Genomic DNA, 18,105 nt, shown 5'->3' with positions numbered 1-18,105 from the left:
CATGGCTGAGACACGCTATGCCCAGGTGGCGCGCGACCTGTCCGAGCGCATTGCCTCGGGCGAATACGCCGTGGGCGCCCTGCTGCCTACCGAGCTGGAGCTGTGCGACCGCTATGGCGTGAGCCGCCACACCGTGCGCGCGGCGATTGCCGAGCTGCAGCAGTCGGGGCTGGTCTCGCGGCGCAAGAAGGTCGGCACGCGCGTGGAGGCGGCGCAGCCCCATGCGCACTACCGCCAGGCGCTGACCTCGCTGGAGGACTTGGTGCAGTTCGGCGCCACCCATGTGCGCGAAGTGCGGCGCATCGAGGAGGTGGTGCTGGACCAGGACCTGGCCGCCGAGCTGGACTGCCCGGCCGGCAGCCGCTGGCTGGCCATCTGCAGCCTGCGCCGCGACGGCGCAGCGCCGCACCTGCCCATTGCCTGGACCGTGGTCTATGTGGATGCGCAGCGCTTTGACACGCAGGAGCTGGCCGAGCGCGTGCGCGCCGCGCCCGAGTTGCTGGTCAGCAGCCTGCTGGAGCAGCAGTACGGCCTGCGCATCGCGCGGGTGCGGCAGGCCGTGGTGGGAGCGCTCATTCCGGATGCGCTGTCGGAAGAGTTGCAGGCCCCGGCCGGGTCAGCGGCGCTGAAGATCGTGCGCCGCTACCTGGATACCGATGGGGAGTTGATGGACCTCAGTGTGACCTTGCACCCGGCCAGCCGCTACACATTGCATACGCAGCTGGACCGGGATCTGGCGAGCGTCTAGCCGTTGGCGTTGGCAGCTTCCGAGCCCTGCTCTGCGAGGAAGCCGCCGCTCTGGTGCGACCACAGCTTGGCGTAGATGCCGCCCAGCTCCAGCAGTTGCTGGTGCGTGCCCTGCTCGACGATCTGGCCCTGGTCCATGACGATGAGCCGGTCCATGGCCGCGATGGTCGACAGGCGGTGGGCGATGGCGATCACGGTCTTGCCGTGCATGAGGCTGTCCAGGCTTTGCTGGATGGCGGCCTCGACCTCGCTGTCCAGCGCGCTGGTGGCCTCGTCCAGCAGCAGGATGGGCGCGTCCTTGAGCATGACGCGCGCAATCGCCACGCGCTGGCGCTGGCCACCCGACAGCTTGACGCCGCGCTCGCCCACCTGGGCATCGTAGCCGCTGCGGCCCTTGAGGTCGGTCAGCGTGGCGATGAAGTCCGAGGCCTCGGCCTTGTCCGCGGCGGCCAGCATCTCCTGCTCGGTCGCATCGGGGCGGCCGTAGAGGATGTTGTCGCGCATGGAGCGGTGCAGCAGCGAGGTGTCCTGCGTCACCATGCCCACGGCGCCGCGCAGGCTGTCCTGCGTGACGGTGCGGATGTCCTGCCCGTCGATGGTGATGCGCCCGCCCTGGGGTTCATGGAAGCGCAGCAGCAGGTTCACCAGCGTGGACTTGCCCGCGCCCGAGCGGCCGATCAGGCCGATGCGCTCGCCCGCGCGGATGTGCAGGTTCAGGTGGTCGATCACCTGCTTGCCGCCGTCCTTGTAGGCAAAGCTCAGGTCCTCGAAGGCGATGGCGCCGTGCGTGACCTGCAGCGGCCTGGCGTCGGGCGCATCCACGATGGTGCGCGGCTTGGTCAGCGTGAGGATGCCGTCCTGGATGGTGCCCACGTTCTCGAACAGGCCCGTCATCTGCCACATCACCCAGTGCGAATAGCCCATCAGCCGCAGCGCCATGGCAATCACCGCTGCCACCACGCCCGCGCTGGCCTGGCCGGCAGACCACAGGTACAGCGCCGTGCCCGTGGAGCCCACCAGCAGCATCGTGATCATCAGGTGGTTGGTGATCTCGAACAGGCTGACCAGCCGCATCTGCGCATAGCCGGTGGACTTGAAGGCGTCCATGGCGTTGCGCGCGTACTCTGCCTCGCGGCGCGTGTGGGCGAACAGCTTGACGGTGGCGATGTTGGTATAGGCATCGGTCACGCGGCCCGTCATCATGGAGCGCGCGTCGGCCTGCTCCTTGCCGATCTTGCCCAGGCGCGGGACAAAGTAGAAGCAGGCGCCGATATAGGCCAGCAGCCACAGCGCGAACGGAATCATCAGCCGCCACTCGAAGCTGGCCGCCAGCACCAGGATGCCGATCATGTAGACGCTCACGCCCACCAGCACATCGACCACCATGAACACCACTTCGCGCACCGACAGCGCCGTCTGCATGATCTTGGTGGTGATGCGGCCCGCGAACTCGTCCGCATAGAACGACATGCTCTGGCCCAGCATCAGCCGGTGGAACACCCAGCGCAGGCGCATGGGGAAATTGATGGCCAGCACCTGGTGCATCACTGCCGTGTGAAAGGCCAGCAGCAGCACGCTGGACAAGAGGATGGCGGCAATGCCCCAGACCGTGCCGCGCTGCTGCTCCCAGAAGCCTGCCGGCGACACGGTGGACAGCCAGTCCACCACATGGCCCATCAGGGCGAACAGCGCCGCCTCGTAGACGGCCAGCAGCGCCGAGGTGCAGGTCAGCAGCGCGATCCAGCCGCGCATGCCTTGCGTGCAGGCCCAGATGAAGGCGAAAAAGCCCTTGGGCGGGACCGTGGGCTCGACGCTGGGATAGGGCGGGACGCGTTTTTCAAAGAAACCGAACAAGATTTTTTTACTCCTTGGTCAGACCATCGTAGGCCAGAGTCGGGTTTGCCCGATGCGCGTTCAGCATGACCTTTGGGCGCAACATGTTTTGTAAGAGATCTCCACACAACTGTCTTACGCCGGGCTGGGCGTCACGTCTGCGCTGCACACAGGCGGCGGTCCGGGATGCGGTCGCGGCGCCGGTACGGATTGTCCAGGCCCGAGGCGGTTCACTTTGTGCGCGAGCAGACAACGCAGCATGCAGCGGCCAGCAACAATGCACGCCGCTGCGATTGCCGGCCCTGGCTCTTCGTGGAGTGGATCATGCGCAGTGCGCGTGCCTTGCTCGCCCCGAGCGTGCCATGCACAGCGCCGCCACGGCCGCCAGCATGGCCAGGCCGGCGGCAACCCGGCCCGTGGACAGAGGGCCTGCGGTCTGCAGTGCCCATCCGCCCAAAAGGGCACCCAGCGCAATGCCGGCATTGGCGGCCGAGACATTGGCCGTGCCCGCCAGGGCCTGCGCCTGGGGTGCGGATTGCATGACGCGGATCTGGCAGACCGGGTACAGGGCCGTGTTGGCCACGCCCCAGACGGCCAGCGCGACCACCAGCCAGGGCAGGGCCTGGGCCAGCTGCACGGTGGCCGCCATGCCCAGGGCCAGTACCAGGCACAGGGCCGCTGTGACTCTCAGCGCGTGGTGCTCGGCCCAGCGCCCGCCCAGCCAGTTGCCGGCCAGGCCGACGGCGCCAAATCCCATCAGCCACCAGCCCACGCGTGCGGGTGCCACGCCGGCGGCGCGCTCCAGGATTTCGGCCAGATAGGTATAGGCCGTGAACATGGCCGTGAAGACCAGCACCGACAGCGCAATCTGCGCCAGGAACCGGGGAGTGCGCAACACGCGCAACTGCTGCGCCAGGGGCATGCGGGGCGCGCCTTCAAGCGCCGGCATCTTCCATTGCAGGGCCAGGGCCACCAGCAGCGACAGCAGGGCCAGCAGGCCGAAGGCGCCGCGCCAGCCCACGGCATCGGCGGCCAGCGTGCCCAGGGGAATGCCCAGCAGCAGCGCCGCAGAAATGCCCAGGTAGACGCTGGCCACGGCACGGCCTGCGCGTGACGGTCCTGCCAGTTGCGCAGCGGTTTCGCTGGCCGTGCCCCAGAACACCGGCAGCGCCATGGCCGGCAGCAGGCGCGCCAGTGCCAGCACGCCCAGGCTGGGCGCCACGGCCGCCAGCGCATTGGAGCCCGCAAACAGCAGGGCAATGGCCACGAACAGGCGCTTGCGGCCCACAGGTGCCAGCCAGGCCGTGAGCGGCGGACCGGCCAGCGCCACGACCAGGGCGAACAGCGTGACCAGCTGGCCGGCCGCCGCAGCGCTGGTGCCCAGGTCGCGCGCCAGCGCCGGCAGCAGGCCGACGATCAGGAACTCCGTTGTGACGATGACGAAAGCCGCCACCGCCAGCACGGCGGTGGCGGCCTTGCCTTGGGTGGCAGGAATGGAGGGGCGGGCATCGCGGTTCAGGGATGGGGCAGGGGACATGCGCAAAGACTCCGGGGAAAAGAAACAACAGGCCCGCGAGCTTATTTAAGATGTGAATTCTTATCTCGGATGAATTTTCTGCAGATACTGGAAATTGATTCTTGAATGAAAGCCGCCATCGCCATGTTTCCTTCGGAGCGTCTCAAGGGCATCGAGTCCTTTGTCTGTACCGCAGACGCGGGCAGTTTCACGGCTGCTGCCGAGCGGCTGCACCTGACGGGCTCGGCCGTGGGCAAGGCCGTGGCCCGGCTGGAAGCCCGGCTGGCGACGCGCCTGTTTGAACGTACGACGCGGCGGCTGCGGCTGACCGATGCCGGCGAGGCCTTCTACCGCACCTGTGTGCGCGTGCTGGGCGAGCTGGAGTCGGCCGAGCAGGTGCTGGCCGCCGAGCACCTGGAGCCCGCAGGCAGGCTGCGCGTGGACCTGCCGGCGCTGTACGGACGGCTCAAGGTGATGCCGCTGCTGCTGGAGTTTGCACAGCGCCATGCGGCGGTGCAGCCCCAGGTGTCGTTCACGGACCGCTTCGTGGACGTGGTGGACGAAGGCATCGACGTGGCCGTGCGCATAGGCGGCAGCGTGCAGCTGCCTGCGGGGCTGGGCCAGCGTCTGCTGGGGCGGGAGCGGCTGGTGTTCTGCGCATCGCCTGCCTATCTGGAGCGGCGCGGAGCGCCTGACAGCCTGCAGGCACTGGCCGGCCATGATGCCGTGGCCTATGGAAGAACCGATGCAGGCATGAGTGCATGGCAGAGCAGTGCCGGCGCAATTGCGGTGCAGCCGCGCATGGTGCTGGGCGATGGCGAAGCGGTGGTGGCTGCCGTGATGGCGGGCTGCGGCATCGCCCAACTGGCCACGTGGATGGTTGAGGCGCCGCTGCGCGATGGCCACCTGCTGCGGCTGCTGCCAGGCGCCGAAGTCGATGGCCTGCCGCTGCACTTGGTCTGGCCGCGCAGCCGCCAGTTGCTGCCCAAGGTGGATGCGCTGCTGCGGCACCTGGCTCAGGGCCTGACGATCTGAACGGCTCTGCCATGACAAAAGGCCCGCGAAGGGCCTTTGGCTTGTTCAGGGGGCAGGGCGGTCAGGCCGGCAGGAAGCCTTCCACCGACAGGTAGCGCTCGCCCGTGTCGTAGTTGAAGCCCAGCACCTTGGCGCCTGCGGGCAGCTCGGGCAGCTTCTGCGCGATGGCGGCCAGCGTGGCGCCCGAGGAGATGCCGACCAGGATGCCTTCCTCGCGGGCCGAGCGGCGTGCGTACTCGCGCGCGGGTTCGGCTTCGACCTGGATCACGCCGTCCAGCAGGCTGGTGTCCAGGTTCTTGGGCACGAAGCCTGCGCCAATGCCCTGGATGGGGTGGGGCGAGGGCTGGCCGCCCGAGATCACGGGCGATGCGGCAGGCTCCACGGCGAAGACCTTGAGCTGGGGGAATTGGGCCTTGAGCACCCGCGCCACGCCGGTCAGGTGGCCGCCCGTGCCCACGCCGGTGATCAGCACATCCAGGCCTTCGGGGAAGTCGGCCAGGATTTCCTGGGCGGTGGTGCGCACGTGCACATCGATGTTGGCGGGGTTCTCGAACTGCTGCGGAATCCAGGCGCCAGGCGTCTGGCTGGCCAGTTCCTGGGCACGGGCGATGGCGCCCTTCATGCCCTTTTCCTTGGGCGTGAGGTCAAAGCTGGCGCCGTAGGCCAGCATCAGGCGGCGGCGCTCGATGCTCATGCTCTCGGGCATGACCAGCACCAGCTTGTAGCCCTTGACAGCGGCCACCAGGGCCAGGCCCACGCCGGTGTTGCCGCTGGTGGGCTCGATGATGGTGCCGCCGGGCTTCAGGGCGCCGGACTTCTCGGCGTCCTCGACCATGGCCAGCGCGATGCGGTCCTTGATGGAGCCGCCGGGGTTGCCGCGCTCGGACTTGATCCACACATTGGCACCGGCGCCGAACAGGCGGTTGATGCGCACGTGGGGCGTGTTGCCAATCGTTTGCAGGATGTTGTCAGCTCTCATCGGACCTCCGCGATTTTGGGGTGGTGGTTGGACAGTCGGGGTGTTGCGCAGCCAGCGTGCGCGGTCACGGAGCATTGTGCACGCAGGCGTTCCATGCATGGGCTATATCGATATGGCCTGGACGGCTAACATCGCCGCATGAATCTACGGTTCCTGGAAACCTTTGTGCTGCTGGCCGAGCTGCGCAATTTCCGCATGACGGCCGAGCGGCTGTACACCACGCAGGCCGCCGTCTCCAGCCGCATCGCCACGCTGGAGCAGGAGTTCGGCGTGCGCCTGTTCGACCGCGGCGTGCGCGAGGTCACGCTCACGGCCGACGGCGCCAAGGCCCTGGTCCATGCCGAGCGCATGCTGCGCCTCATGCGCGAGATGCGCGAGGACATGCTGGACAAGCAGGCCTATGCGGGCGTGATCCGCATCGGCGCCATCGAGTCCATCGTGCACAGCTGGTTCCCCGATTTCCTGGCGCTGCTGCAGCAGCGCTATCCGCGCCTGCAGGTGGAGATCGCCTGCGACACCACGCTGCACATGTCCGAGCAATTGGTGAAGGGGCAGCTGGACCTGTCGCTGCAAGCCAAGCCCGTGACGGCGGCCGGCTTGGGCCATCTGTCGCTGGGCGAATTTCCCATGGCCTGGGTGGGCAGCCCCAAGCTGGGCATCGGCGACGAGACCCTGAGCCTGGCCGAGCTGGCGGCCTTTCCCATCATGTGCTTTGCGCGCGGCTCCGAGCCGTATGCGGTGATCGAGCAGCTGTTCTCCACCGAAAGCAGCGCCTCGGTGCACCTGAACTGCATTGCCTCGGTGGCCACCATGATCCGCGTGGTCTGCGACGGCCTGGGCGTGGCCGCCGTGCCGCCGGCCATCATCCAGCGCGAGCTGGCCGAGCAGCGCCTGCGTCTGCTGCGCGTGGACCGGGAGTTCCCCTCGCTGCCGCTGGTGGCCTGCTACCGCAACGACCACCAGAACCCGCTGACCGAAGTGGTGGCGCGCGCGGCCGAGGAGACCGCCGCCGCCTTTGCGCTGAACCACGGCCAGGCCGTGGCGCGGCTGCCGGGCAGCGGCCTGGGCGGCTAGGCCCGAGGCCGCCTGGTCGATCAGCCCTGCGCCGAAGCCAGCAGCTGCTCCACGGCCAGGGCCACGGACAGCAGTCGCCGGTCCTGCCCGCCGAGGCCGGCCAGGCTCAGGCCCACGGGCGCCTCGCCTGCGCGGTGGCAGGGCAGGGAGATGGCGCAGCCGTCGAGGAAGTTGATCAGCGTGGGGTTGCGCAGGATCAGGCCGTTGGCGCCGAAGTAGGCCTCGTCGCTCTGCGTGAGGTCGGCGATCTTCGGGGCGACCACGGGCACGGTGGGCATGACGATCAGGTCATGGTCGGCCATCTGCGCGCTCACGGCGGCAATCCACTGCCTGCGGCGTGCCAGCAGGTCGATGTAGTCGGCCGCGCTGATGTCCTTGCCGCGCAGGATGCGCGTGCCCACGCGCGGGTCGTATTCGGACAGGCGCGTGGCGATGTGGTGGCGGTGCCAGGCCCAGGCCTCGGCGGCCGTGAAGCCGCCCTTGGAATTGATGTCGGCCAGCTCGCCGAAGGGCGCGACCACGGCATGGGTGATGTGGGCGCCTGCCTGCGACAGCCGGGCCAGCGTGCGCTCCCAGGCCGCGGCCACGGTGGCGTCCATGCCATCCAGCACCACGTTGGTGGGTGCCAGCAGGCGCAGGCCCTGCAGCGGCGCGGCATGCAGCTCGCCCAGCGGCTCGCCGCTGAGGATGGCATCCAGCGTGGCGCAGCAGCGCACGCTGGGCGCCAGCGGGCCGATGGAGTCCAGGTTGGCCGACAGCGGCAGCACGCCTTCCATGCTCACGCGGCGCGCCGTGGGCTTGAAGCCCGTGAGCCCGCACAGCGCCGAAGGAATGCGCACCGAGCCGCCCGTGTCCGAGCCGATGGCCGCCATGGCCATGCCGTCGGTGACCGAGATGGCCGCGCCCGAGGACGAGCCACCCGGGATGCGGCCGCCGTCCTCGTCACGCTGCCAGGGATTGCGCGGCGTGCCGTAGTGCGGGTTGATGCCCAGTCCCGAGTAGGCGAACTCGGTCATGTTGGTCGTGCCCACGATGACGGCGCCGGCCTGGCGCAGGCGCTGCACCACTTCGGCCGTGCGCTGCGCGGGCGGTGCGTCGGCCAGCAGGCGCGAGCCACCCAGCGTGGGAAAGCCGGCGATGTCGAACAGGTCCTTGACCGAGACCGGCAGGCCCTCGATGGGCGAGCGCGCCAGGCCGGCCGCACGCAGCACGTCGCTGGCGCGGGCCTCGGCCAGGGCCGCGCCCTGGAACACGCGCGTGAACACCTTGGGGCCTTCCCCCGACATGGTGCGGGCCAGGGCCTGCTCGGTCAGCTGCACCGAGGTGGTTTCGCCGCCATGCAGGCGCTGTGATGCCAGTTCCAGGCTGGGCAGGGGGAGGGCTTGGGTCATGTGGGAAGTCCTGTGGGTGAAGGCGGGCGTGGGCGGATCGGAGTCGGGGCTCAGGCCACGACGTCCAGCAGTTCGCTGCGGTAGCTGTGGCGGATGGAACGCTGGCTGCGGGGATCGTACAGCTCCATGGAGAACTGCGTCGAGGGGCGGATGCCGCCGATGGCGCCCACCGTGCCGCAGGTCATGCCGCAGCCTGCGGGCAGCAGATCCTTGCCGCCCGTGAAGCCTGCGATCAGGTCCTGGGGCGTGCGCAGGCTGGCCAGCGTGCCTTCCTGGTAGAGCACCTCGCGGCCGTCTTCCACGATCCACGAGCGCACGACCAGCTCATCCCAGTGGCCGGCCACGTCGGCAAAGCGCCAGGCCTGGGTGGCCACGGGCTTGACGCAGGCCTGCTTGGAAAAGGCCACGCTGTAGGCTTCCAGCTTGCGGTCCGTGTGGTCGGAGGCCAGGCTCACGAACATCTCGCCTTCGTGCGTGAACACGAAGACCTCGACCTCGCCCGAGGAGTCCGGGCCCAGCACCTGCAGCGCGCTGCGCTGGCTCAGCTGGTTGCTGGAGATGCGGTAGTACAGCGGCACGGCGCTGGGGCGCGGGATGCCGATGGCGGCCAGCTCCTCGATGTGGTGCTCGATGGCATCGCGGTCGCGGCCGGCCCAGCCGGCGACGATGAGGGTGTCGAATTCAGGGGCGAAGGTCTGGCCTTCGGGGGTGGTGAACTGCAGTTGCATGGCAGGCGATCCAGGGGGAATTCGGGGCCGCGGGCCCCGGTGAGAAAACGCGGAAGTCAGGCTGTGGCGTGCGGAGGGCGTGGAGCGGCACCGCACGCGCAGGCCTCACTGCTTCCTGACGAAGAGCACGACCAGGAAGGCCGCCAGGAATTCGAGGGCTGCCACGAAGTACAGGCCCGAGGACAGCGATCCCGTGCTGGTCTTGAGCGCGCCGATCATGTAGGGCGCCACGAAGCCGGCCAGGTTGCCGATGGAGTTGATCAGTGCAATGCCGCCGGCCGCCGCCGTGCCGGCCAGGAAGGCGGCAGGAATCGACCAGAACACGGGAAAGGCCGCGAGGATGCCGATGGAGGCCAGCGTCAGCGCGCACAGGGCGAGCACGGCGTTGTGCAGGAACAGGCCCGTGAGGATCAGGCCCGCCGCCGCGATCAGCGCGGACAGGGCGCAGTGCATGCGGCGCTCGCCGGTCTTGTCCGAATGCATGCCGTTCCAGACCATGGCCAGGGTGCCGGCCAGGAAGGGAATGGCCGAGATCAGGCCGATCTGCAGCGTGTTCTGGATGCCGATCTCCTTGATGATGGACGGCGACCAGAACGCGATGGTGGCGTTGCCACTGACGATGCAGAAATACACGGCGGCGCACAGCCACACGCGGTAGTTGCGGCAGGCATCCAGGAAGGACACATGCTTGTGGCCGCCCTGGTTCTCGGCCTCCACGGCGGCGGTCACGGCGCGCTGCTCGGCCGCGCTCAGCCACCTGGCGTTGGCGGGCTTTTCGGGCAGGTACAGCAGCACGAAGAAGCCGGCGATCACCGAGGGAATGCCTTCCAGGATGAACAGCCACTGCCAGTTGGACAGATGGCCCACGCCCTGCATGCCATTCATGATGGCGCCCGCAATCGGGCCGCCCACGGCGCCCGCAATGGCGAACGAGGTCATGAACAGGCCGTTGACGCGCGCCCGGTGGCGGGCCGGGAACCAGTAGGTCAGGTACAGCACCACGCCGGGGAAGAAGCCGGCCTCCACCACGCCCAGCACGAAGCGCAGCACGTAGAACATGGTGGGCGTGGTCACGTAGGCCATGGCCATGGAGGCCGCGCCCCACAGGATGGTGATGCGCGCCAGCGTCTTGCGCGCGCCGATCTTCTCCAGCAGCAGGTTGCTGGGCACTTCGAACAGGAAGTAGCCGATGAAGAAGATGCCTGCGCCCAGGCCGTAGATGGCCTCGCTGAACTGCAGGTCGTCCAGCATCTGCAGCTTGGCGAAACCGACGTTGACGCGGTCTATCCAGGCCAGGATGAAGAGCAGGACCAGAAAAGGGATCAGGCGCCAGGCGATCTTGCGGTAGGTGGCGTCCATGTCGAGGGACGCGGCCTCGCCGGCGCCTGTGCTCTGTGCGAGGGGATGTGCGGCGGATGCCGGGCTGCTCATGGGGTGTCTCCTGTCTTCGAAAGTGCAGCGGGCACACGGGCCAGGCCGCTGGGACCGGGCCCGTGTGTCGTGGGAACCTCAGGCGTCTGGCGCTTGCAGCGGTTCCTTTGGCGGCAGTATCGAAAGGCAGGACAGGGCTGTCCAACAAGAAATTATGAGCAGGCCTGAATGCAAATTCTTATGGGCAGCAATGGTGCGGGCGCCGCACCGGCATGCGGCATGCGTGCACCATTTGCGCTCGGGAAAACCCTGATTTTTTCAGGCGGTGGCGGCGGCACGCGGTGCGCGCAAAGGCTGCTTCCACAGCTCGGCCAGCAGCAGGCCGCCGATGGTCAGCACGCCGCCCACGGCGTGGTAGGCCGCCAGGGGCTCACCCAATGCCATGAAGGCGATCACGGCCGTGAAGATGGGTACCAGGTTGAAGAACATGCTGGAGCGGCCCGGCCCGATGCGCGCCACCGACATCATCCACAGCAGCGGCGCGGCGATGGAGGCCATGATGCCCGCAAAGCCCACCAGCGGCAGGTTGGCCGCGTTCAGCCCCGTGCGCGGCGCCATCAGGAACAGCGGCAGCTGCGCGATCACGGCCACCAGGATCTGCAGGTACAGCAGTTGCACCGTGGCCAGGCGCGGCATGGGCCAGCGCTTGAGCAGGATGTTGTAGACCGCATAGGCCAGCATGGCCACGAACATCAGCGCGTCACCGCCATTGAGGCCCTGGGTGAGCAAGGTGGCAGGCTGCCCCGAAGACACCACCAGGGCCACGCCCGCAATCGCCAGCACGCAGCCCAGCACGGCGCCCCGGCTCAACGCCTGGCCCAGCATGGCGGTGGACAGGCCCAGCACCATCATGGGCGTGAGCGAGCCGATCAGGCCCATGTGCGTGGCCGATGTCATATGGGCCGCGTAATAGGCCAGGCTCTGGTAGATCACCATGCCCAGCATTCCCAGCACGATGAGGCGCGGCAGCTGCGGCCGGATGTCGGCGCGCTGGCGCCAGATGGACGGCAAAAGGAAGGGCGTGAACAGCACGGCTGCCACCAGCCAGCGGTAGAAACCGATCTCGGCCGCGCCGATGCTGTCGGCCGCCATCTTGCTGACCACGGTATTGACCGACCAGATGAGCACGGCGATCAAAGGGAAAAGGTAAGACCCCATTGGAAGACTCCTAAGACTGGTCCTATGATCGTTCTGTCCGACTTGGAGTGCATCCCTGGTTTCGGACAATCGATAGCGCAACCCGGACCATCCGCCATGCCCCGTCCCAGCAAGCCCATGCGCATCCAGAACGTCGAGAATGTGCCGGGCGAGTACTACTTCCGCTACGACGAATTCGGCGCCGACACCGAGGTGCCGCCGCACAGCCACAGCTGGGGACACCTGAACTACACGCCCCACGGCAGCATGTGCATGGACACGGCAGGCCAGCGCTGGGTCTCGCCGCCGCAGTACGGCGTCTGGGTGCCGCCCGGCGTGGTGCACAGCTGCCATGTGGCGCACGCCGTGGTCTACCGCTCGGTCTACCTGGCGCCTGCGCTGTGCAGGGAGCTGCCGGCGCAGCCGTGCTCCATGCGCATCGGCGCCATCGTCAAGGCCATCCTGGCCGACTTTGCCGTGCGCGACGTGCACATTCCCGCCACGGATGCCGACCTGCGCCTTGCCCGTGTGCTCTACGACCAGTTGCGGGCCGTTCCCGTGGAGCCCGGCTATCTGCCGGCCGCCGAACACCCGGCCCTGGTCGAAGTGCTGACCCGCATGCGCGCTGCGCCCGAGGACCACCGCAGCCTGGCCCAATGGGCCGCCAGCGTGCACATGACCGAGCGCACCCTGGCGCGCCACTGCCAGCGCGAGCTGGGCATGGGCCTGGGCGAATGGCGCCAGCGCATGCGCTACCTGCTGGCCATCGACGCGCTGGAGGCCGGCCTGAGCGTGCAGCAGATCGCCTATGACCTGGGCTACAGCACGCCCTCGGCCTTCATCGCCATGTTCCAGCGCGAGGCCGGGACCTCACCCGAACAATTCCGCCGCGAGTTCTGCATGCCTCCGTGAGGCTGTTGCGCCATCTGTCTGCAGCCCGGCCCCAGCCGCGAGATAATGCCGCCCGTGAAGCACGCCAGACCGCCGCTGGTGCAATCGTGGAAACACGGCACTGGAGGAACGTCCGGACTGCACAGGGCAGCGTAGCAGCTAACGGCTGTCCACCGTGAGGTGAGGATCAGAGCAACAGAGACGAGTCGGGGACATGTGCCGCCAACTTGGTGTTCTATGGGGTGCCAGCGCAAGCTGGCGACGGATGGCGCAAGCCAGACGCCCAGGCGAAAGCCTGGGCCCCATAGCCACCCGGGGACGCGGAACGCGTCCCCGGGTGAAACGGGCAATCTCTACGCGCAGCAATACCAAGTAGGCACACGTTGACGGGGCCCCCGGAGTGTGCGGGTAGGTAGCACCGAGCCGGGCGGCGACGCCCGGCCCAGATTAATGGCGGTCACATGCGGGCAACCGCGTGCACAGAATCCGGCTTATCGGCGCGCTTCACACTTTCTTCCATGCCCCGCCACCGGCGGGGCATTTTCATGGGCGATTCAGAACTGGTATTTGGCCGTCAGCAGCAGCCTGCGCGGCACGCCGAAATAGTTGCCGCCGTTGTTCGTGCCCAGGGTCTCGAAATAGCGGCGGTCGAACAGGTTGCTGATGTTCATCTGCAGGTCCAGCTGCCGGTTCACCCGATAGCCGATGACCAGGTCGGCCACGGCATGGGCGGGCTGGCGGATTGCATAGCCCTCGGCGCTGGTCAGCGACTCGGACGTGGTGCGGCTCTGGTAGCGCAGGCCGCCGCCCACGCGCCATGCGCCCAGCTCGCCGCCCAGGTGGTACATGGCCGACAGCTTGAGCTGGTGGCGCGGCGTGTAGCTGGCATAGGGCGCGCCCTTGGCGCCTTCGGTGCTGTCGCTGGCGATCTCGGCCTGGGTGAAGGTATAGCCAAGGCCGGCGTTCAGGCGCGGCAGGATCTCGCCGCTGATGTCCACGTCCAGCCCCTTGCTCCTGACCTTGCCGACGGAGCGGTAGCAATTGGTCTTCACCGTGCAGGAGTTGATGTCCGCGATGGCCTGGGGCAGGTTGTCCTGCGTGGTGTTGAACACGGCAACGGCCAGGTTCACGCGCTCGTCCAGGTAGCTGCCCTTGAGGCCCAGCTCGAAATTGCGGCCCTCCACCGGCGCCAGCATGCTGCCCGAGACATCCAGAAAATCCTGCGGCCGGAAGATGCTGGTGTAGCTGGCATAGGCCGAGTAGGTCTTGCTGATGTCATAGGTCAGCGCCGCATAGGGCGTGGCATGGGCTTTCTCGCTGAATTCGCGCTCCCGGCTCCAGCTGCCCTGGCGCTGGACGTTGGTGAAGTCGTACCAGTCCAGGCGCGCGCCGGCGATCAGGTTCAGTGGCTCGGCCAGCAGGAAGCGGCCCGTGGCGTAGGCCGAGGTCAGCGTGGTCTTCTGGCGGCGCGTCCACAGGTCTTCGGCCAGCAGGCCGGAGCGGTCCAGCGAGTGGGGGTTCCAGGTATAGGGATCGACGCCATTGGCGATCAGCCATTCCCCCGTGGGCGACAGGTAGCTGTAGCCCTGGTCGCTCCAGCGGATGGTGCGGCGGCTGAGGCCGAAGGCCAGGTCATGCTCGCGGCCGAACAGGCGCACGGGGCCCTGGGCCGAGGCATCGAGGCTGAGCTGGCGCTTGTCGTAGTCGTAGAGGCCGCCGGCCACGTCGTAGCGCGTGCGGCCCTGGTCGTCCAGGCCGCCCGAGACCAGGTAGGCGCCGTCCAGCGCGGACTGGGCCTGCAGGGCGCGCGCGGCCAGCCTGGCCTTCCAGCCGTTGTCGAAGCGGTGCTCCAGGTCGGCGAACAGGCTGACCTCCTTCTTGTCCCATTTGCTCCAGGAGGGCGAGAAACGCCTGGATCGCGCAATGTCGAGGAAGGAGCCATCGAAGCCCATGGGCACGCCCATCCATTGCGAGCCGGGGTTGTCTTCGTTCACATAGGAGCCGCCCACGCTCAGCGTGGTGTCGCGCCCCAGGTCGAACTCGGCGGTGCCGTACAGCAGCTGGCGGCGGCTGCTATAGCCATCGATGAAGTGGTCACGCGACTGGGCCGAGGCCACCACACGCCCGCGCGCCGAGCCGTCCTCGATGAGGGCGCCGCCCACATCGACCTCGCCCACGGCCTGGTTCCAGCTGCCGCCGCGCAGGGTGACCGAGCGCTGGGTGGTGCGCGGCGCGCGCTTGCGCACGAAGTTGATGGTGCCCGAAGGGTCGCCCACGCCCGTCATCAGCCCCGTGGGGCCGCGCACCACTTCCACGTGGTCGTACATGGCCATGGTGTCGTAGGTGGAGGTGTCGGTTTCATACGAGACGGGCACGCCGTCCTGCAGGAACGAACCGATCACGAACCCGCGCGAGAAGTAGCGCGCCCGGTCGTCGCTCCAGCGGTTGATGGTGATGCCGGTGGCGCTGTTGGCCACGTCGTCGATGGACAGCATGCCCTGGTCGTCCATCTTCTGGCGCGTGACCACGGTGAGGGACTGGGGCGTCTCGCGGATGGACAGCGGCAGCTTGGTCGAGGTGCTCATCAGCCCCGTGGTGTAGGAGCCCGAGCCCTCGGTGGTCGTGGTCTCGCCCACGGCGGACACCGTGACTTCGGGCAGGGCCACGGTGCCGGCGGGCTTTTCCACCACCAGCGTGCCCTGGCTCACATGGCCTTCCAGCCCGCTGCCGCGCAGCAGCCGGGCCACGGCGGCGGCGGTGCTCAGGCGCCCTTCCACGGCGGGCGCGCGGCGGCCCTGCACCAGTTCAGGCGCAGCCAGCAGTTGCAGGCCGGCCTGGCGGGCCAGTTGGGCCAGCGCCTGGTCCAGCGGCTGGGCGGGAATGTGGAAGTCGGTGCTGGCGGCCGTGGCCGGGGCCGGTGCTGCCTGGGCCAGCGCGGCTGGAGAAAGCTGCACGGCCAGCAGCGCGATGGCCGCCGCAACGGCATGGTGGCAGGCAAGGCGTGAAGGCTTGGAGGGGAATGAAGGCATGGAAGGTCCCGTGGCGGATCTGGGCAATGGCGATTCCCGGGCTGCGAATGCGTCGCGTTCCCGGGTCCTCATGCCTATACGAACGGGCGCAGGCATTCCCTCATGCCTGGTGCGCATGCGACGTGCATTCCGGGGCTATGGGCGCATCAGCTGCGGCGGCGGATGACCAGGGTGCGCCCGGTTCCCGGGCCCTGTTCCTCTTCCTGCACGCTGACCGGCAGGGTGCGCGGCAGCATGCGCAGCCAGCCCTGGGCCGCCGCAATGCGCACGCGCCCCAGCACGGGCAGGGCGGCGGCGTCGGGCTCCACGCGCAGTGGCTGCAGGCTGTAGCGCTCCAGGCGGCGGGCAACCTCGGCCAGCGGCGTGTTCTGGAAGTCCAGCCAGCCCTCGCGCCAGGCGGCCACTGCCGCAACCGTTTGCACGGCGGCCGTCTGGCCTGGCGCCAGGCGCAGCATCTGGCCTGCGCCCAGTGCATGCCGGGCGCCGCTGCCGTCGCGCACCTGCACGCGGCCCGCATCGACGGCGACCAGCACCGCATCGTCCTCCAGCGCCACCTCGAAGCGCGTGCCCAGCACGCTGACCTGTACGTCCGCCGCCTGGACCACGAAGGGCCGTTCCGTGTCGCGCGCCACGGCGAAGAAGGCGCTGCCGGCCAGCAGCCGCACCTGGCGGCGCGTGGCGTAGAAGTCCACCTCGGCACGGCTGGCGGCGTCCAGCGTCAAGCTGCTGCCGTCGGGCAGGGGCTGGTTCAGCAGGCGGCCGGTGGCCGTGGCCAGCCGCACCTGGTACTGCGGCATCCACTGGCGCCAGGCCAGCCAGATCGCCGGGCTGCCGACACCCAGGCCCGCCATCCCCAGCAGGGTGGACAGGGCGCGGCGGCGGCCCGTGCGTGGTGCGGGTGCGGCGATGTCTCCGCGCCAGCGGCGCAGCGAGGCTTCCACGCTGTCCATGGCGCGCATGACTTCGCGTTCCACGGTTTTGACCGAGACGCCGTGGCGCTCGGCCAGCTCGGCATGCGAGGCGCCCTCGATGCGGTCGGCCAGGAAGATGTCGCGGCAGCGCGCCGGCAACTGCGCCAGGGCGCCTTCGACCCCGGCCAGGGCCTGGCGGTAGGAATGGGTGTCGGCCACATCGGGGCTGAGGGGGGAGGGCGGCTCGCCTTCCCTCGCGCTGGTGTCAAAGCGCTCGGCCGTGCGCTGGCCATGGCGCAGGTGGTCGATGGCGATGTTCTCCATCACCGCGTAGAGATAGGCGCGGCTGGCGCCTGGCGGACTGTCCGGCGCGGCGGGCGCATCGCTTTCGCCGCGCTGGCGTTCGGCCAGGCGTATCCAGGCGTCATGCACCAGGTCACGCGCAGCCTGCGGGCCGGCGCGGCGCGCCACGAAGCGCACCAGCTCGTGGTAGCTGTCCTGGAAGGTGCTCAGCAGGGAAGAGGAGGAAGAGGCGGGTGCAGGCATGCGGGAGGCCCGAAGGCAGCACGGGAATCCCGCATTCTATGAAATGATTCTCATTTGCCGAATGTGCTGCCCGCCGCGCACCCGGCAATGCCGGCCTAGAACCGCTCCCAGGGCATCAGGTAGCGCCACTGGCCTTCGGGCACCTTGGCCAGAGAGAGGCGGCCAATGCGCAGGCGGCGCAGGCTGACCACGCGCAGGCCCACTTCGGTGCACATGGCGTCGATCTCGTCGGGCGCGATGCCCTTGAGCGCAAAGCGCAGGTGGTTCTCGTTCTGCCAGCTCACGGGGCAGGGCGGCAGCTGGCGCTTGCCGATCGGCAGGCCGGCCTTCATCAGCTCCAGGCCGTCCTCGTGGATCTGGCCCTCGACGCCGACGATGCATTCCTGCTCCAGCCACATGCCTTCCTCGCCCAGCTTGCGCGCCACGCGCTTGTCCTGGGTGTAGACGATGAGGCCGCTGGCAGGCAGCGGCAGGGGCAGGAAGGATTCCAGGTTCTTGAAGTGCTGGGCCAGCACCAGCAGCGGCATGGGCGTGTCCACCTGGGCCATGCTGGCTTCGCCCAGCAGGGAGTGGGCGCTGCGCACCCGGCCATAGGGCCGGCCCTGGGTATAGCCCGCGGGCTTGTTCATCAGCAGGGTGACGGGCGGCACGGCCTCGGGCTGGGCGCCGCTGCGCAGCGTGACCTGCTGCTCGGGGCGCACGCGCGTCTCGGGCAGTTGCACGACCTTGCCGTCCACCTGGACGTTGCCGGCGGTGATATGCAGCTCGGCCTCGCGGCGCGAGCATTGTTCCTGTTCGGCCAGGCGCTTGGCCAGGCGAACGCTTTCAGATTCAGACATGCGCGCAGCTTAACCAGA

The 18,105-nt window shown here is 68.6% G+C and carries 14 protein-coding genes and 1 other RNA gene; 5 read left to right on the top strand and 10 right to left on the bottom strand.

Features of this window, described 5'->3' with window-relative positions; genetic code table 11:
* Position 1 precedes the first annotated feature (1 nt).
* The gene (locus tag ACRSCF_RS25995) at positions 2–748 is read left to right on the top strand and encodes a GntR family transcriptional regulator (RefSeq protein WP_013804129.1); all 747 of its coding nucleotides are present in this window, start codon (positions 2–4) and stop codon (positions 746–748) included.
* Here ACRSCF_RS25995 and ACRSCF_RS25990 read toward each other — a convergent pair.
* Entirely contained in the window at positions 745–2,601 is a 1,857-nt protein-coding gene (locus tag ACRSCF_RS25990) for an ABC transporter ATP-binding protein (RefSeq protein ID WP_154835692.1), read from the bottom strand. The two genes, ACRSCF_RS25995 and ACRSCF_RS25990, sit on opposite strands and share 4 nt — an antisense overlap.
* A 301-nt stretch (positions 2,602–2,902) precedes the next feature.
* Positions 2,903–4,117, bottom strand: a complete 1,215-nt coding sequence (locus ACRSCF_RS25985; RefSeq protein WP_244387466.1) for an MFS transporter — start codon at positions 4,115–4,117, stop codon at positions 2,903–2,905.
* A 105-nt stretch (positions 4,118–4,222) separates the two neighbouring features.
* Here ACRSCF_RS25985 and ACRSCF_RS25980 point away from each other — a divergent pair, with 105 nt between their 5' ends.
* A complete protein-coding gene (locus ACRSCF_RS25980; protein ID WP_244387465.1) occupies positions 4,223–5,131 on the top strand; it encodes a LysR family transcriptional regulator in 909 nt (302 codons plus the stop codon).
* Between the two features lie 61 nt (positions 5,132–5,192).
* Here ACRSCF_RS25980 and cysK read toward each other — a convergent pair whose 3' ends face one another.
* A complete protein-coding gene (gene cysK / locus ACRSCF_RS25975) occupies positions 5,193–6,110 on the bottom strand; it encodes a cysteine synthase A (RefSeq protein ID WP_016448056.1) in 918 nt (305 codons plus the stop codon).
* A 138-nt stretch (positions 6,111–6,248) separates the two neighbouring features.
* Here cysK and ACRSCF_RS25970 point away from each other — a divergent pair, with 138 nt between their 5' ends.
* A complete protein-coding gene (locus ACRSCF_RS25970) occupies positions 6,249–7,184 on the top strand; it encodes a LysR family transcriptional regulator (RefSeq protein WP_034366263.1) in 936 nt (311 codons plus the stop codon).
* Between the two features lie 20 nt (positions 7,185–7,204).
* Here ACRSCF_RS25970 and ACRSCF_RS25965 read toward each other — a convergent pair whose 3' ends face one another.
* The 4 genes from ACRSCF_RS25965 to ACRSCF_RS25950 form a co-directional block, all read right to left on the bottom strand.
* Positions 7,205–8,575: an amidase gene (locus ACRSCF_RS25965; RefSeq protein WP_034366266.1), complete on the bottom strand. Its 1,371-nt coding sequence runs from the start codon at positions 8,573–8,575 to the stop codon at positions 7,205–7,207.
* 50 nt (positions 8,576–8,625) lie between these two features.
* Complete coding sequence (locus ACRSCF_RS25960; RefSeq protein WP_061288110.1) at positions 8,626–9,303, bottom strand: DUF2848 domain-containing protein; 678 nt, start codon at positions 9,301–9,303, stop codon at positions 8,626–8,628.
* 105 nt (positions 9,304–9,408) lie between these two features.
* On the bottom strand, positions 9,409–10,734 hold the full coding sequence (locus tag ACRSCF_RS25955) for an MFS transporter (protein ID WP_016448052.1): 1,326 nt from the start codon (positions 10,732–10,734) through the stop codon (positions 9,409–9,411).
* 258 nt (positions 10,735–10,992) lie between these two features.
* On the bottom strand, positions 10,993–11,892 hold the full coding sequence (locus tag ACRSCF_RS25950; protein ID WP_034366269.1) for a DMT family transporter: 900 nt from the start codon (positions 11,890–11,892) through the stop codon (positions 10,993–10,995).
* A gap of 96 nt (positions 11,893–11,988) precedes the next feature.
* Between ACRSCF_RS25950 and ACRSCF_RS25945 the strand changes: the two genes are divergently transcribed.
* Both ACRSCF_RS25945 and rnpB read left to right on the top strand, forming a co-directional pair.
* A complete protein-coding gene (locus ACRSCF_RS25945) occupies positions 11,989–12,783 on the top strand; it encodes an AraC family transcriptional regulator (protein ID WP_034366273.1) in 795 nt (264 codons plus the stop codon).
* 56 nt (positions 12,784–12,839) lie between these two features.
* An RNA gene (rnpB, locus tag ACRSCF_RS25940) (RNase P RNA component class A) lies at positions 12,840–13,272 on the top strand.
* A gap of 44 nt (positions 13,273–13,316) precedes the next feature.
* On the opposite strand, the gene ACRSCF_RS25935 is transcribed toward rnpB, so the two are convergent.
* The 3 genes from ACRSCF_RS25935 to ACRSCF_RS25925 form a co-directional block, all read right to left on the bottom strand.
* Positions 13,317–15,791: a TonB-dependent siderophore receptor gene (locus tag ACRSCF_RS25935; RefSeq protein ID WP_244387463.1), complete on the bottom strand. Its 2,475-nt coding sequence runs from the start codon at positions 15,789–15,791 to the stop codon at positions 13,317–13,319.
* A gap of 146 nt (positions 15,792–15,937) precedes the next feature.
* A complete protein-coding gene (locus ACRSCF_RS25930) occupies positions 15,938–17,248 on the bottom strand; it encodes a sigma-70 family RNA polymerase sigma factor (RefSeq protein ID WP_034366276.1) in 1,311 nt (436 codons plus the stop codon).
* A gap of 95 nt (positions 17,249–17,343) precedes the next feature.
* On the bottom strand, positions 17,344–18,087 hold the full coding sequence (locus ACRSCF_RS25925) for a pseudouridine synthase (protein WP_244387460.1): 744 nt from the start codon (positions 18,085–18,087) through the stop codon (positions 17,344–17,346).
* Positions 18,088–18,105: the final 18 nt, after the last annotated feature.

It is taken from the genome of Delftia sp. 11MD (assembly GCF_050907895.1).
GTDB lineage: Bacteria > Pseudomonadota > Gammaproteobacteria > Burkholderiales > Burkholderiaceae_C > Comamonas > Comamonas tsuruhatensis.
This window is presented reverse-complemented; position numbering and strand designations above follow the sequence as displayed.